Origin of the sequence: Pseudomonas sp. B1(2018) (assembly GCF_003097365.1) — a bacterium.
Lineage (GTDB): Bacteria > Pseudomonadota > Gammaproteobacteria > Pseudomonadales > Pseudomonadaceae > Aquipseudomonas > Aquipseudomonas laurylsulfatiphila.
Genome location: NZ_PYUK01000010.1, coordinates 158,865 through 174,737, shown reverse-complemented (window position 1 = coordinate 174,737; position 15,873 = coordinate 158,865). Strand labels below are relative to the sequence as shown.

Annotated in this window: 13 protein-coding genes; 4 read left to right on the top strand and 9 right to left on the bottom strand. The window is 60.6% G+C overall.

What is annotated here, in order from left to right; all coding sequences use genetic code 11:
* Positions 1 to 95: 95 nt before the first annotated feature.
* A complete protein-coding gene (locus C9422_RS17580; RefSeq protein ID WP_116581543.1) occupies positions 96 to 1,247 on the top strand; it encodes an MFS transporter in 1,152 nt (383 codons plus the stop codon).
* 93 nt (positions 1,248 to 1,340) lie between these two features.
* On the opposite strand, the gene C9422_RS17575 is transcribed toward C9422_RS17580, so the two are convergent.
* From C9422_RS17575 to C9422_RS17550, 4 genes are all read right to left on the bottom strand, one after another.
* Positions 1,341 to 3,764: a TonB-dependent receptor gene (locus C9422_RS17575; protein ID WP_116581542.1), complete on the bottom strand. Its 2,424-nt coding sequence runs from the start codon at positions 3,762 to 3,764 to the stop codon at positions 1,341 to 1,343.
* Between the two features lie 98 nt (positions 3,765 to 3,862).
* Positions 3,863 to 4,846 carry a FecR family protein gene (locus tag C9422_RS17570; RefSeq protein ID WP_116581541.1) on the bottom strand — a complete coding sequence of 328 codons (984 nt, stop codon included), beginning with the start codon at positions 4,844 to 4,846 and terminating at the stop codon, positions 3,863 to 3,865.
* 157 nt (positions 4,847 to 5,003) lie between these two features.
* Positions 5,004 to 5,504 (bottom strand): sigma-70 family RNA polymerase sigma factor, encoded by a 501-nt coding sequence (locus tag C9422_RS17560; protein WP_008021652.1) that lies wholly within the window; start codon positions 5,502 to 5,504, stop codon positions 5,004 to 5,006.
* 256 nt (positions 5,505 to 5,760) lie between these two features.
* Positions 5,761 to 7,155, bottom strand: a complete 1,395-nt coding sequence (locus C9422_RS17550; protein WP_116581540.1) for an MFS transporter — start codon at positions 7,153 to 7,155, stop codon at positions 5,761 to 5,763.
* Between the two features lie 718 nt (positions 7,156 to 7,873).
* Here C9422_RS17550 and tynA point away from each other — a divergent pair.
* A complete protein-coding gene (tynA, locus tag C9422_RS17545) occupies positions 7,874 to 10,162 on the top strand; it encodes a primary-amine oxidase (protein ID WP_116581539.1) in 2,289 nt (762 codons plus the stop codon).
* A 125-nt stretch (positions 10,163 to 10,287) separates the two neighbouring features.
* On the opposite strand, the gene C9422_RS17540 is transcribed toward tynA, so the two are convergent.
* Together C9422_RS17540 and C9422_RS17535 are read right to left on the bottom strand one after the other, a co-directional pair.
* Entirely contained in the window at positions 10,288 to 10,596 is a 309-nt protein-coding gene (locus C9422_RS17540) for a cupredoxin family copper-binding protein (RefSeq protein WP_116581538.1), read from the bottom strand.
* A gap of 12 nt (positions 10,597 to 10,608) precedes the next feature.
* Positions 10,609 to 11,577: a metallophosphoesterase gene (locus C9422_RS17535; protein WP_116581537.1), complete on the bottom strand. Its 969-nt coding sequence runs from the start codon at positions 11,575 to 11,577 to the stop codon at positions 10,609 to 10,611.
* A 165-nt stretch (positions 11,578 to 11,742) separates the two neighbouring features.
* Between C9422_RS17535 and C9422_RS17530 the strand changes: the two genes are divergently transcribed.
* Together C9422_RS17530 and C9422_RS17525 are read left to right on the top strand one after the other, a co-directional pair.
* Positions 11,743 to 12,255, top strand: coding sequence for a sigma-70 family RNA polymerase sigma factor (locus C9422_RS17530; protein ID WP_116581536.1), 513 nt, complete (start codon positions 11,743 to 11,745; stop codon positions 12,253 to 12,255).
* Positions 12,248 to 12,985 carry an anti-sigma factor gene (locus tag C9422_RS17525; protein ID WP_116581535.1) on the top strand — a complete coding sequence of 246 codons (738 nt, stop codon included), beginning with the start codon at positions 12,248 to 12,250 and terminating at the stop codon, positions 12,983 to 12,985. Before C9422_RS17530 ends, C9422_RS17525 begins: the two co-directional genes overlap by 8 nt.
* Before the next feature lie 157 nt (positions 12,986 to 13,142).
* Here C9422_RS17525 and feaR read toward each other — a convergent pair whose 3' ends face one another.
* The 3 genes from feaR to paaY all read right to left on the bottom strand — a co-directional run bounded on the left by feaR (position 13,143) and on the right by paaY (position 15,810).
* Positions 13,143 to 14,057, bottom strand: coding sequence for a transcriptional regulator FeaR (gene feaR, locus C9422_RS17515; RefSeq protein ID WP_116581534.1), 915 nt, complete (start codon positions 14,055 to 14,057; stop codon positions 13,143 to 13,145).
* Positions 14,058 to 14,158: 101 nt separating this feature from the next.
* Positions 14,159 to 15,082, bottom strand: a complete 924-nt coding sequence (paaX, locus tag C9422_RS17510) for a phenylacetic acid degradation operon negative regulatory protein PaaX (protein WP_007972019.1) — start codon at positions 15,080 to 15,082, stop codon at positions 14,159 to 14,161.
* Between the two features lie 137 nt (positions 15,083 to 15,219).
* Positions 15,220 to 15,810, bottom strand: coding sequence for a phenylacetic acid degradation protein PaaY (gene paaY, locus C9422_RS17500; RefSeq protein ID WP_116581532.1), 591 nt, complete (start codon positions 15,808 to 15,810; stop codon positions 15,220 to 15,222).
* Positions 15,811 to 15,873: the final 63 nt, after the last annotated feature.

The window sequence follows — 15,873 nt, the reverse complement described above, 5'->3', positions numbered from 1 at the left end:
CCCTGTTTGACCGTAAAACTTTCCGGGCACTGATCGAACCCTCCTCGGTCGATCACTGTCCGTTGAGGACGTGACGTTTTTTGCCAGGGATTGATATGACCAGCCTCAACAGCCAGACCACCTTCGTTCCCGGCCGCCTGGAACAGATGTCCACGCGCATCGCCTTTTTCATCGCCGGCTTCGGCATCGCCGCGTGGGCGCCGCTGGTGCCCTATGCCAAGGCCCGGGCCGGGCTGGATGAAGGCGCCCTGGGTCTGTTGCTGCTGTGTCTGGGGGTAGGTTCGATCCTGGCGATGCCGGTGGCCGGGATTCTGGCCACGCGTTTCGGCTGTCGGCGGGTGACGACCGGTGGGACCTTGCTGATCTGTGCCGCCCTGCCGCTGCTGGCCACGGTGTCATCGATTCCGGCCTTGATCGCGGCGCTGTTCATGTTCGGCGCGGGCCTCGGCACGGTGGATTCGACGGTCAACCTGCAAGCGGTGATCGTCGAGCGCGCCAGCGGCAAAAACATGATGTCGGGTTTCCATGGCCTGTTCAGCCTGGGCGGGATCGTCGGTGCGGCAGGCGTCAGCGGCTTGCTGGGCCTGGGGATTTCACCACTGGGAGCCACGCTGGTGGTGATCGTGATGCTGCTGATCGCCTTGGCCAGGGCCGTGCCGCACCTGTTGCCCTACGGCAGTGAAAGTTCAGGGCCGGCGTTCGCGGTGCCCCATGGCATCGTCCTGTTTATCGGTGGCATGTGCTTCATTGTGTTCCTCGCCGAAGGCGCAGCACTGGACTGGAGCGCGGTCTTCCTGGCACAGGAACGTGGCATCGACACGGCGTACGCGGGCCTCGGCTATGCGGCGTTTGCCTTGACCATGACGGCCGGGCGTTTGACCGGCGACAAAATCGTACGGCGGTTGGGCGCGACACGGGTGATTGTGTTCGGCGGGCTGACGGCTGCCGCGGGCTTGTTTCTGGCGACGTTCGCCTCGAGTTGGGAGGCGGCGCTGGTGGGTTACGCGCTGCTGGGCGCCGGTTGCTCGAACATCGTGCCGGTGCTGTACACCGCTGTAGGCAAGCAGACGGTCATGCCCGAGAGCATCGCCGTGCCGGCCATTACCACCCTGGGTTATGCGGGCATTCTCGCAGGGCCTGCGCTGATCGGCTTTGTCGCCCATGGCGCCAGCTTGAGTTTTGCCTTCGGGTTGATGGCGGTGCTGCTGGTGGCGGTGGCCATTGGCGGGAGGGTGTTGAGGGTTTGAACAGCGAAAAGATCGCAGCCTGCGGCAGCTCCTACATGAATCGTATCCCCCTGTAGGAGCTGCCGCAGGCTGCGATCTTTTGCACTTCAGGCGTTAAAATCCGACACTGGCCTGCACAAAGAACGTACGCGGCGCGCCGACGTACATGCCCGAGTTGTTGTCGCTGGAGCGGGTGAAATACTGCTTGTCGAAGATGTTTTTCACCCCGGCACCCAGTTTCAGGTTCGACACCTGCGGGCCAAAGTCATAGCCGCTACGCACGTTCCAGGTCACGTAACCCGGAATATCACCGAACTGACCGTCGGCGGAGCCTTCGGTAATGTAGTTGCCGTTGAAACTGCCGTCGGCGTTCACCCCGGTGCCCGGCGAGCGCTGTTTCGACTGGGCGAACGCATCGAGGTTCCAGGTCCAGCGGTTGATGTCGTAACGCAGGCCGGCGGTGGCCACCTGACGGGAGTAGAACGGCAGGTCACGGCCCTTGAAGCCCGGGATTTCACCTTCATAAGTGGCGCGGGTGTAGGTGAAACCGGCATTGGCGCTCAGGCCGTCGAGGCGTGGGTCCAGCGCCGCCATATCGTAGTGCACCGAGGTTTCGATGCCCTGGTGCTTGGTCGCGCCGAGGTTGGTCCAGCCCACATCGTTGCTGATGTATTGCAGTTCGTCGTCGAAGTCGATGTAGAACAGCGTCACCTCGCCGCCCCACACGTCATCGTTGTAGCGCGTACCGATTTCGTAGGTCTTGGCCTTTTCCGGCTGCAGGCCGTTGGCAGGCTCATTAGCGATACCGCCCTGCCCCAGCTGGAAATACTGCAGCGCGCCGAACGAGGTTTCGTAGTTGGCGAACAGCTTCCAGGCCTCGGACATGTGGTACATCACGCTCAGGGCCGGCAGCGGCTCGTTGCTTTCGATGCTGCGTTTTTTCTCCGGCACCGGTTTACCGGCCGTATCGAGTACCGGGCGGTCATGCCAATCGGTGTTGATGTGTTCGAAGCGAATACCCGGGGTGACGGTCCAGTTGCCCACGTCGATCTTGTTGTCGACGTAGACCGAATTGGCCTCGGTTCCACCGGTGCGGTCCTGATAGACATGGCCGTCCGCCCCCGGACGCACGACGGGCTCATTGTTGACCAGCGCCACACGGCTGGCCTCTTCGTGCATGGCTTCCTTCAGGTAGCGATAACCAACGCTGACTTCCTGGGTGGTCGGGCCCACATCAAACACATGGGACACCCGTGGTTCGATACCGAAGGTGTAGTAGCTGCGCGGATAGGAATTGAGTGTCTTCAGGTCACGCGAGGCGATGGTGCTGCCACGAAAACTGTCGGTGTAGTAGGTCAGCACTTCGGCCTGGGTGCGATCGTCGATCTGCCGCGCCCACTTGAACGACACATCCTTGCGACGGCCGCTGAAGCTGTCGTAGTCGCGCACCGACTGGAACGGGTCGGCGTCGTACTGCGCCTGGGTCAGGCCACCGGGCATGTCGGCCTTGGCGTCGTAGTAGTGGAAGTTGAGGCTGAAATCGTCGACATCGGTCGGCGCCCAATGGGTCTTGAGGATCACGTCGTCGATGTCGTTGCCGTTGTTGCTTTCACGGTAACCGTTGCCGTTCACGCCGGAGTACAACAGCGCCACGCCCATGCCGTTGTCGGCGGTGCCGCCCATGAACGCCGTGTCGATGTGTTTCCAGCCACCGTGCTGCGACGTTTCCAGGGTGGTGCCGATTTCCGCGGAGGCCTGTTCCGGGATCGCGCGGGTCACGAAGTTGATCACACCGCCGACGTTTTGCGGTCCGTAGCGCACGGAGCCGGCACCGCGTACCACGTCGATGCTGTCGAGGTTGCCGGAGGAAATCGGTGCCATGGACAGTTGTGGCTGACCGTAGGGCGCGAACGCCGCCGGGATGCCGTCGATCAGCACGGTGGAGCGAGGCGACAGGCGCGAAGTCAGGCCACGCACGCCGACGTTGAGGGAAATGTCGCTGCCACCGGTGCCGTTGGCGTCCTGCACTTGCACGCCGGGAACCCGTTTCAACACCTCGCCGACGTTCATCGCGCCCTGCTCGACCATGGCTTCGCGGCGGACCACCGTTCGTGCGCCAGGGTGGTTCTGCACCAAGGCGGCATCGGCGTCATCGAGCCAGTCGCCCACCACCTTGATGTCGGTCACACCCAGCTCCAGCGGGCCGTTGGCCGCCGAAGTCGGCGCCGGCATCAGAGTCACCGATCCTTCATCGATCTGGTATTGCAGGCCGCTGCCCTGCAGCAACTGGCGCAGTGCGTCTTCCGGGGACATATTGCCGTCCACCGCCGCAGCCTGTTTGCCGGCGACCAGCTCAGGGCTGAAGAACACCTGAAGCGAGGTTTGCTGGCCCAACTGGCTCAAGGCTTGTCCCAAGGGTTGCGCCGGGATGCGGATGCCGTCGGCGGCAAAGGCCTGGGGCAGCGCAACGTTGACCGCGATGGCGAGCGCCAGCGGCAACCAGGGGAATTTGTTGTTTTTAGCGGTGGAGTTTTTCACGTCGAACGTAATCCTGTGGATCGCAAAAGTGTGCGCTTGTTAATGCAAACCAGTTGCAGTTGAACAGGAAGACGATGAACTCGAAAAAAACCTGAATTTTATTTTGAAATTATTTCCTGGCTGCCATCGCCAAGGGTGCGCACGGCCACCGGCAGAATGCTCGGCAAGGCCTTGAGCAGTGCATCGGTGTTGTCGGACTTGAACACGCTGGTCAGGCGCAGATCGCCGACCGCTGCGCTGGCGACCTTGAGCGGTTTCTCCCGATAACGTGAGACCTGCTCGGCGACGTCGGCCAGGCTGGCATTGTTGAACACCAGTTTGCCACTGCGCCAGGCGGTCATTTCCGTCGGGTTGACGGCGTAGGCGACCGCGACCTTGCCCTGGGCATCGACGTGGGTGCCCAGGCCTGCTGTCAGATGGATGAAATCGTGATCGGCAGCCTCGCGCCCCTGGACCTTGACCGTGCCCTGCTCCACCACCACCCGGGTCTCGCTGGCGCCACGGCGTACGTCGAACCGGGTGCCGGTGACCGTGACCTTGCCGCTGCCCGACTCGACCACAAAGGGTCGGCGGGTGTCGTGCGCGACGCTGAACATCGCTTCACCTTCGCTCAGCTCAACGTGGCGTTGACCCTTTTCAAAACGCACCTGAATCCGGCTGCGGCTGTCCAGATCCACCGCCGAACCGTCCGGCAACGCCACATGGCGCCGCTCATTCAGGGCCGTTGAAAACTCGGCGGTGTAAGGCGCCGGATGATCCAGGCTGCTGAACAGACCCAGGCCAAGCGCCACCGCGAGCACGCTGGCGGCTACCGCGTAACGCAGCACCGGGCGAGGTTTTTTCAGGGCTGGCGGAGTTTCACACAAGGCACGCAAACGCGCCGCCGGTAGCAAATCGGCGGCGCTCCACAAACTCTGGAGCACGTCGAATTCGTTTCGGTGTTGGGGGTGTTGGTCCAGCCAGGCCTGGAACCGGCGACGCACTTCGACATCGACGACAGGTTCCTGCAAACGTACAAACCATAGCGCCGCGTCATCGCGAACCCTTGTTTGCCCGCACGCACAATCACGAGTATCCATCATGGAAGTTCCTGTTGGGCCGGGGAAAAATCATCACACCGTATCGGCTTTGTGTAGGAGCTGCCGAAGGCTGCGATCTTTTGATCTTCGGCAACGCCAAGGCCGCCAAAAGATCGCAGCCTTCGGCAGCTCCTACGGGTAGGTTCATGGCCGCAGCGCATCATGACTGCAACCCGTCCAGGCGATCGCGCAGGTGCCGAAGCGTGCGGATCATATACTTTTCCACCATGTTCTTGGACAGCCCCAGGCGTTCGGCGATTTCGGCCTGGGTCAGGCCCTCGATTTTCTGCCAGACAAACACCTTGCGGCAGTTGACCGGCAACTCGGTAAGCGCCCGTTCGATGGAATCGGCCAGCTGGATCGCGTGCATGAAATGCTCCGGGTCGCCGGTCGGCGACTCACTGAGATCGATCGCCTCTGACTCCATGGCGCCCCGCCGGTCCTCACGCCGATAACCATCCACGGCAATGTTGCGCGCGGTCTGGTGCAAATACGCCCGGGGCTGTTCCACCCGCGCCGAATCGGACTCAAGCACCCGCACGAAGGTATCGTGGGCCAGGTCCTCGGCCTGCTGACGATTCCTCAGGCGACGGGTCCAGGTACCAACCAACTCTTCGTAATGCTCGAAAAAGCCGTGTCTGCGGGGCAGCTTGAGGGTCATTGCGCTGTGCTGTGGAAACGGGGCGTGAATAGTAATGCTTCTTATTAAACCAAAGCAATCGCCACCCACCTCAAACACGCCCCCTGTAGGAGCTGCCGAAGACTGCGATCTTTTGATCTTTCTTTCCAAAATCAAAGTCAAAAGATCGCAGCCTTCGGCAGCTCCTACAGGTAACGAAAAAAGGCCGCTGATTGCTCAGCGGCCTTGTTCAATCCGACGGGTTAGTCCGTCTTGCAGGTACCCTCGAAGCCGTCACTCAGAGGTCGGTAATTTCCTTGTGGCGAGGCACCAGCATCTTCATCACACTCCACGCCACCAGATAGGCCAGCGCGCAGACGGCGAACATGATCATGTAGCCGGTACGGATTTCACCCACCGATTTGTAGTAGTCGAACACCCAGCCACCGATCTTGGTCAGCAGGACGCCGCCCAACCCACCCGCCATACCGCCAATGCCGACCACGGACGCAACGGTCTTTTGCGGGAACATGTCGGACACCGTGGTGAAGATGTTGGCCGACCAGGCCTGATGCGCCGACGCGCCCACACCAATCAGCAATACCGGCACCCAGACGCTGATGTGCCCCAATGGCTGCGCCAGCAGCACGACCAGCGGGAAAACGGCAATCACCAGCATGGCTTTCATGCGGCCGTCATACGGCTTGTCGCCACGTGCCATGAAATAGCTGGGGAACCAGCCGCCGCCGATACTGCCGACCATGGTCATGCTGTACAGCACCGCCAGTGGCACCACGATGGCTGCGCCTTTCAGGCCGTACTGCTCCGACAGGTAGGTCGGCAGCCAGAACAGAAAGAACCACCACACACCGTCGGTCATGAACTTGCCGAAGGCGAACGCCCAGGTCTGACGGTATTTCAGCAATTGGAACCACGAAACCTTTTTGTCGACGCCCGTCTGCACAGCGGCGCTGGCGGGGGAATCACTGCGGATATGCGCCAGCTCCTGCGCCGACAGACGCTTCTGCTGCTCCGGCTTCTCGTACAACACCAGCCATACGCCCATCCAGATAAAGCCCAGCATGCCGATCACGATGAACGCAGTCTGCCAGCCCCACAGGCCAGCGATCAGCGGCACCGAAATGGGTGCCAGGATCGCGCCGACGTTGGCCCCGGAGTTGAAGATGCCGGTGGCGAAGGAGCGTTCCTTCTTCGGGAAATACTCAGCGGTGACCTTGATTGCGGTCGGGAAGTTGGCCGATTCACCCACCGCCAGCACGGCGCGCGACAGCATGAAGCCGGCGATCGAGACCGGGATGACCGCAATACCCAGCGCGCTACAGATGGCGGCAATACCCTCGCCCATGGGTTCTGCAAAGGCGTGCATGACGGCGCCGGTCGACCAAATGCAAATCGCCACCACAAAAGCGGCCTTGGTGCCGATCTTGTCCACTACACGGCCCGCGAACAGCATGGAAATCGCGTAGGTGAACTGGAAGACGGCGGCAATGTTGGCGTAATCGGTGTTGCTCCAGCCAAACTGCCTCGACAGATCCGGCGCCAGCAGGCTGAGCACCTGGCGGTCGAGGTAATTGACGGTGGTTGCAAAAAACAACAATGCACAAATGGTCCATCGGTATTTACCGACAGACTGGCTGACGCGTTGCGCAGTAATGGGCTCGTTCAAGTTCATGGCATCACTTTATTGTAGATTTTGGGTGATGATCTCTCGGTGTAAAACGAGATCAATTGGGCCACCGGGCTTCACTTCAATGCATCGGTCCACGACGAAACGGGCCATATTCCGCCGAGGGATCGGGCCAACTGGTTTCGGACAACTCATCAGACAACCCACTGGGAAGCAGGGACTGATTGCTCAGCCTGCGTTTCTCACGCGAGTCAGTGACGGGTTGTCACGGGTAACGGGCGCAAGGGTGTGTGCACATGGAAGCCGATGGCTGAACACGGGAGCTTCAGGGGCGAGAGGGAGGCGATTGGATTCATGTTGAGGTCGACACTCTTTTTATTTTTGATTTGGACGTGCATGTCATATGTCGTCGTATGACTTAAGCGATTTATAGCCAGTCCCATGGGCCACTGTCAACAAGAAACTCCTTAGACCTGAACGGCCTGACCGTCCTGAAAATGCGATATATAATCGAATAACCCCGTTAAACGGGCTCTTGGACGCAGGTAGCGCGACGCACCGCTCACTCTCTTGTCAGTTTTGAAAGGGATCATCGACCATTCATTGTTGTACGACAACCGATAGCAAAGCGGTCAGTATCCGCCCTACTACGCTCAATCAGGCACAGATCCAAAGGTTTTTGGCAGGATTCCCAATGCATCCATTCACCGGCTGTAGCAAAGTGCGGGCATGGCTGTTATCGGCTTTTCCGAAGGAACCCAGAATGTTCACCTCCCTTGCATTGCGAAACAGAAAACCGCTGGCCCGCCTCGCCCTGGCTATCACGCTGGGCACGCTCGGCCTGCCTTACTGGGCGGACAATGCCCAGGCCCACGGCGGTCATGCCGACATGGTGCCGCTGCAAGAGGGTCTGGAGGCCTTTGGTGCCACGGTGAAATGGGACGATTACGCCAACCTGTTCACCATTGCCAAGGACGGGGTCTATCTCAAGGTCAAGCCCGACAGCAAAGTGGCGATGCTCAACGGCAAGCGCATCGAGCTGACGGTGCCGGTGGTGTTCAAGGACCATAAGGCGTTCATGTCCACCGACTTCATCAACCAGGTGTTCCAGTCCGGGCTGGACAAGACCTTCGTCGTCGAGACCCGCCCCAACCCGCTCAACCCCCTGAGCGCCGCCGAAATCACCACAGCCGTGGACATCGTCAAGAAATCGGACAACTACAAGCCCGGTTTCCGTTTCACCGAAGTCTCGGTCAAGGCGCCGCCCAAGGATCAGGTGTGGAACTTCGCCCTCACCGGGCAAAACGTCGCCCAGCCGCGCGAGGCCTCGATCGTGGTGCTCGACGGCAAACACGTGATCGAAGCGCTGGTGGATCTCGACACCAAGACACTCAAGTCCTGGAAGCCGATCGAAGGTGCCCACGGCATGGTCTTGCTGGACGACTTCGCAACGGTGCAATCGGCCGTCGAGACCAGCCCGGAATACGCCCAGGCCCTGGCCAAGCGCGGTATCAACGACGTGAAGAAGGTCGTGGCCACGCCACTGACCGTCGGTTACTTCGACGGCAAGGACGGCCTGGCGCAGGACAAGCGCCTGCTGAAAATCGTCAGCTACCTCAACACCGGTGACGGCAACTACTGGGCGCACCCGATCGAGGGCCTGGTGGCGATTGTCGATCTGGAACAGAAGAAACTGATCAAGATCGAAGACGACGCGCTGATCCCGGTGCCGATGAAACCGACGCCGTATGACGGACGCGGACGCCAGGGCGTCGCAGTCAAACCGCTGGAAATCATCGAGCCCGAGGGCAAGAACTACACCATCAGCGGCAACAGCATTCACTGGCAGAACTGGGACTTCCACGTTCGCCTCGATTCGCGGGTCGGGCCGATCCTGTCCACCGTCACCTACGACGACAAGGGCACGAAACGCAAAATCATGTACGAAGGCTCGCTGGGCGGCATGATCGTGCCTTACGGCGACCCGGATGTCGGCTGGTACTTCAAGGCCTACCTCGACTCCGGCGACTACGGCATGGGCACCCTGACCTCGCCGATCGCCCGCGGCAAGGACGCCCCGCAAAACGCCGTGCTGCTGGACGCCACCATCGCCGACTACACCGGCGCACCGACCGCGATCCCCCGCGCCATGGCGGTATTCGAGCGCTACGCCGGGCCTGAATACAAACACCAGGAAATGGGCCAGCCCAACCTCAGCACCGAGCGTCGTGAACTGGTGGTGCGCTGGATCAGCACCGTCGGCAACTACGACTACATCTTCGACTGGGTCTTCCAGCAGAACGGCACCATCGGCATCGACGCCGGCGCCACCGGCATCGAAGCGGTCAAGGGCGTGAAGTCCAAAACCATGCACGAAGACACCGCCAGGGAAGACACGCGCTACGGCACCCTGCTCGATCACAACATCGTCGGCACTACGCACCAGCACATCTACAACTTCCGCCTCGACATGGACGTGGACGGCGAGCAGAACTCACTGGTGGAAGTGAACCCGGTGGTGCTGCCCAACGACCGTGGCGGCCCGCGCACCAGCACCATGCAGACCGAAACCAAAGTGGTCGGTACCGAGCAGCAAGCGGCGCAGAAATTCGACCCGTCGACCGTGCGCCTGCTGACCAACTTCAGCAAGGAGAACAAGGTCGGCAACCCGGTTTCCTATCAACTGATTCCATACGCCGGCGGCACCCACCCGGTGGCCAAGGGCGCCAACTTCGGCAAGGACGAATGGCTCTACCACCGCCTGAGCTTCATGGACAAGCAACTGTGGGTGACCCAATACAACCCCGAGGAAAAATACCCGGAAGGCAAGTACCCGAACCGCTCGGACAAGGACTCGGGCCTGGGGCAGTTCACCCAGGATAACCACTCCATCGAGAACACCGACGACGTGGTCTGGCTGACCACCGGCACCACCCACATCGCCCGCGCCGAGGAATGGCCGATCATGCCGACCGAGTGGGTGCATGTGCTGTTGAAGCCGTGGAACTTCTTTGATGAAACGCCGACGTTGAACCTCAGCACCCCGGAATAAAAAATACGTGCCCCCTGTAGGAGCGAGCTTGCTCGCGATGAGCGTGAACGATTACGCGTAAAACCAGATGCCCAGCGGCGTCTTCGAGTTTTTCGCGAGCAAGCTCGCTCCTACAGGGGACATGTTTACTGGCTCACCACAATCTTGCCGAGCATCTGCGGATGCAGCGCGCAAAAATACTCATACTCCCCCGGCGTGTCGAACACCCAGGAATAGCTGTCACCGGTATCCAGCGCCCCGGAGCGAAACACCTTGTGGGATTCCGCCACCGTGTGCGGGATCTCGTCGTCGTTAACCCACGTCACTTTTGTGCCCACAGCCACGTTCAGATCCTTGGGGCCGAACATGAATTCCTTGATGTCGATTTTCACCTCCTGAGCCCACACCGGCATCGATACCATCAGGCAGGCAACGGCCAACAATCGCGTTTTCATTGCACCGCCTCCCTAAACCAGTGTCGAATCGATCAGCGCCAGCGGGTGCTCCCCCTGGGTCGCTCGCACATCGGTGACTCCCAGATAATTGCGCAACTGATCAGCCGCTACCGTCATCGGTCCCGGTGTCGGCGCAGTGCCCGGCGCGGGTTGTGGATAAGCCGTGCCGCGAGCGGTATGGAAAGTGATATTGCCTTCGACCTTCTGGATGACCTGGTGGATATGCCCATTCAACACCGTCACCGAACCGTACTTGCGCAGCATGGCGATCGCCTGATCGCCATCCTCGGTACCCCAGCCCCACGGCTGATAAATCGTCCACAACGGAATATGGGTAAACACCACGATTGGCGTGCTGCTGGTTACCGCGCGCAAGTCGTCGGCCAGCCAGGCCAGTTGTTCGGCGCCCAGAGTCGCTTCACGGCCCGCCTGGAAGTTGAAGACGTTCACCAGCGCAATGAAGTGCACGCCGTGGTCATCGAAGCTGTACCAGCCATTGCCTTTGGTGCCCTTGCCGTAACGCTCCAGATAAAGCTTGCCGCCGCCCTCGTCGAGGGTGTCGTGCTCACCCGGCACGTAGTGCACGGTGGACGGCAGGCCGTTAAGCAATTGTGCGGCGGTGTCGAACTCGTCGGCTTTAGACAGGTGGGTGATATCACCGGTGTGCAGGATCAGCGAGGGTCGTTTTGGCAGCGCAATGACCTTGTCGATCGCCACTTGCAAGGTCTTGAGCGGTTCCGGGTTGGCCTCCTTGTTGAAACCGATGTGCGAGTCGCTGATCTGCACGAAGTGGAAGGTGCTGGCGAGCGCCTTGGGGTTGGAAACATTGCCCGCCTCATCCAGGGCGAAGGCCCGGGGAATGCCGCCGCTCATGGCCCAGATCACGCCTGCCCCGGCCCATGCCGAGCACTTGAGCAGCGTACGGCGGTCGGGGTTGAGCGGGCCGTCGGTGCGTCGTTGGTTTTTTGCATGAATGTCCATCGGTATGCCCTCGGTGGCGTACTACAGTGGTGAAGCGGGTGATGTAGCTGACACGAGGTAAACCGAGCGGGACAGGACTTTATTCCAGATGAAAAAACATGTTTTTTTCCGGGAATAAAATGCGCCGCTTCACGGTTATAGAGGTGGGACAGTGCGGAAACCACTATGAAGCGATTTGAGGAACTGTTTGCACCCCACCTGGACGCCGCTTACAACCTCGCGCGCTGGCTCACCGGCAACGACAGCGCCGCATCCGATGTCGTGCAGGAAAGTGCCTTGCGCGCCTTCAGGTTTTTGCACCGCTTCGCCGATGGCAACGCCAAGGCCTGGTTCCTGACCATCGTGCGCAATGAAAGCTACACCTGGCTCAAAACTTCGGCCGGCCACAAATGGGTCGCTATCGGCGATGAACTCCCCGAAGACGACAAGGCACTCAGCCACAGCCAGACCCCGGAACTGCTGGCCATCCACAACGAAAATGCGGCGCTGATCCAGCAAGCCCTGTGCGCCCTGCCGCCGGCGTTTCGCGAGGTGATCGTGCTCAAGGAACTCGAAGACATGCCCTACAAGGACATCGCCCTGGTGGTCGACATTCCCATCGGCACCGTCATGTCGAGGCTGGCCAGAGCGCGGGCCATGCTCAAGCTCGAACTACTGAAGTTGCACGATCATGAATGAACTCGACTGCACGGTTTGCCAGACGCTGATGCATGGCTATATGGACCAGGAACTTGATTTGGCGACGGCTGCGAACGTGGCCGGGCATCTGACCGAGTGCGCCGAGTGTTCGCGGTTGCATGATCAAACGAAGCTGCTGAAGGCCGGTGTGAAGCAACGGGCGCCGTATTACGCAGCGCCGGCATCATTGACTGCCCGGGTGTTCCCCCCTGTTCCCCCGGCAGCCAGCTTCGTCGAGCGTTGGCGTCAATGGTTCGCACCCGCTTTTTCAGCGGCGGCTCTGGCCTTCGCGGTGGTGTTATATGTAGCGACGCCGGGCAGCGAACAGCCATTGATGGACGAGGCGGTCTCCAGCCATGTGCGTTCGTTGATGGGCGAGCATTTGAACGATGTGGTGTCGTCCGACCACCATACCGTGAAGCCCTGGTTCACCGGCAAACTCGACTTCTCGCCGCCGGTATTCGATTACTCCGCACAAGGTTTTCCCCTGCTGGGCGGACGGCTGGATTATCTGCAGCATCAGACCACGGCGGCCCTGAGTTATGGCCGGGCCAAGCACATAATCAATGTGTTCATCTTGCCCGTGCAGGCGGCCGACAAGCCGCGACAGAGCCAGACGATCCGAGGTTTCAATGTCGTGTCCTGGCAAGAAAACCACATGCGCTTCGTGCTGGTTTCCGATCTGGAGAGAAGTGAGCTGGAGGCGTTCAGCCAAATGCTCAAACCGTAGAGCTTTTTGATGAACGCCGCGAATAGGCTACAAACAAAACCCTGTGGGAGCGGGCTTGCCCGCGATAGCGGTGTGTCAGATAGCATTGATATCGACTGACACTCAGTCTTCGCGGGCAAGCCCACTCCCACATGGGCGATGCATTGCCATTGAGATATCAGGCATACCGCTTGCGATACTCCCCCGGCGCAATGCCGAAGCGCGATTTGAACGCGGTGGAGAAGTAGCTCGAATCGGAAAACCCCCACGAATACCCCAGCACCGACAACTTCTGCTCCTTGCCCGATTGGCGCAGGGATTCGGCGCACAGGTCCAGGCGGCGGTTCTTGATGTAGCGCGCCACCACCAACCCCTTCTTGGCAAACATCCGGTACAGGCCGCGGGTGGACATGCCGACTTCCCGCGCCAGCCATTCCGGGCACAGGTCTTCGGAGCGAATGTTTTCGTCGATGCAGGTGAGCGTCTTGCGGAAGATCCGCTCATGGGCATCGGTGCAGTCGTCGGCCTGGCTGATCGCCGGGCGCAGCAGGCTGACGATCGCCTCCAGGGTCGCTTCGCTTTCCTGGCGGGTCAGGTGCTGCTGGCGGGTGGCGTCGAGGATCAGCCGGTGCGAGAGCATGGCAATGGGCGAGGTCGCGGCAATCCGGTGGCCGCACTTGACCGGGTTGAAGCGCAGGGTTTGCTCGACCAGTTGATACGGCAGGATCAGCGACAACTGCCGGGAGTTTTCGCCGTAGGTGAAATCGCTGGGGCGGGAGGCATCGATCAGCGTGATGTCGCCGGGGGACAGCAAGACCTTGTCGTCGCCTTGGGCCATGCCCGCCGTGCCGTCGAGCTGGAACACCGCGAAATACTTGCCGCCCTCGCCCGCCGCGACTTCCTGGGGCGTACGGTACAACCGCGCCTGGCACACGTCGACGAAACTGAGTTTGAGCGCATCGCTCTGGTATTCGCGGATGCGCCCGGCAAATTCGCTGCCCAGGGGTTGTGCGTTGAAGGCGCCACAGATCTGGTTGATCTGATGGATCCACTGGTCGAACCCTTCATGGCGCTGTGCTGTTGTAGAAATCATGTCAGGCCTCACGCAGGCTTATTTTTATTGTCTACGTCAATCCACACGACACCGGATGCTTCGAGTCTCCTGAACCGCACCACTCCCTGAACAGTGACGTGCTACTTCAGTCCGCCAAAACGCCGATAGAAGCTTTCACCGACATCCGGCAACGGGCCGTCGGCCGTTTCCAGTGCAGCGTTCAGCCATTCTTCGGCCTTGGCGTAGATCAAACGGTAAATGTTGCGGCACAACTGGCGGGCGGCGCGGCCTTCCCAGTCGCCGGGAAGCAACTCGTCCGGCAGTTGCGGGTCGCGCAGCAGCAGCTTGCGGTACTCGTGAATCAACAGCACCCGCGCCAGGAAGCAGTCGGCCGGTTGCAGGTTTTCCTGCTCGCGCAGGGCTTGCCACAGCGGCCGGAACAACTGGATGAACTCGCTATAGTGCGCGGCCAACTCCTCGATGTTCCAGCTCTCGCGTACCTGCAGGCGCAGGGCCTTGGAGGCCAGTACGTCCTGGGCGGTGGTTTCGAAGACGATGGTGTCCTCCTGGGCGCCGAGGTCGAGCAGGGTCGCGTTGACGTCGGAACGGTCGCTGCGCGGACAGGCCAGCACCACCGGCGAAATCGCGCCGAAGCCTTGCCATTCCAGTTCCTCGCGCACCTGTTTGCGTTTGTCCTGGGTCAGTTGCGAGAGCATCACCAGGCACCAGGAACCATCCCAGGCCGGCATCGTGGTGCTGTAGACCCGCTTGAAGGCCTTGTCGAAACGGCGACGACCGGTGCCCGTCAGGCTGTAGTAACTGCGGCGACCGACTTTCTCGGCGGTCAGCCAGCCTTCCTTGGTCAGGCGAAAAATCGAAGTGCGGATCAGCCGTTCGTTGATGCCGATGGGTTCGAGCAATTGAATCAGGCTGCCCAGCCACACGGTGCCGCCATGGGGTTCGATGGCATCCCCGTACAACGTGATGATCAAGGAACTGGCGCGGATCGGCGTCTGCTCCTGGAAGCGGGTAATCAGGTGGTTCAAGGGAGTCAGGGACGACATGGGCGTTCCGTGCAAAAAAAGAAAAGGAATATACCGAAACTCTGTAGGAGCTGCCGAAGGCTGCGATCTTTTGATCTTGATTTGTCAAAAAAACAAAATCAAAAGATCGCAGCCTTCGGCAGCTCCTACACAGGGGATCAGCTGCCTTTTGGCCGCAACCCACTGTCACTGATACGCGGGCGATTCGGTTCCGGTTCGCTCAGCGGTTCGCACACCTGCATCTGCTCGAGGCAACGCTGGGCCAGTTGCTGATACTCCCGGGTGCCGGCCTGTTTCCACGCCACTTCCTGATCGCTGAGGCTGCGCTTGATGCTGGCCGGTGCGCCCATGACCAGCGACTGTTCCGGGCATTCGAAACCGGCCTTGACGAACGCCGCCGCCGACACGAAGGAGCGCGGGCCGATCCGGGCGTTGTCCATCACCACTGCATTCATGCCCACCAGCGCATCGGCGCCGATCCGGCACCCGTGCAGCACCGCGCCGTGGCCGATGTGGCCGTTGCGCTCCACCACCGTGTCGCTGTCGGGGAAGCCGTGCATCACGCAGGTGTCCTGCAGGTTGGCGCCCTCCTCCAGCACGATCCGCCCGAAGTCCCCGCGCAGGCTGGCCAGCGGACCGACATAGCAATGCGGGCCGATGATCACGTCGCCGATCAATACGGCGGACGGGTGCACGTAAGCGCTCGGGTCAACCACCGGAGTCAGGCCATCAAGGCTGTAGCAGGTCATGGCAGGTTCCTTCGCAAAGCGATGCAAATAATGGCCTATTTTGTATCACATCACTTTTACCAG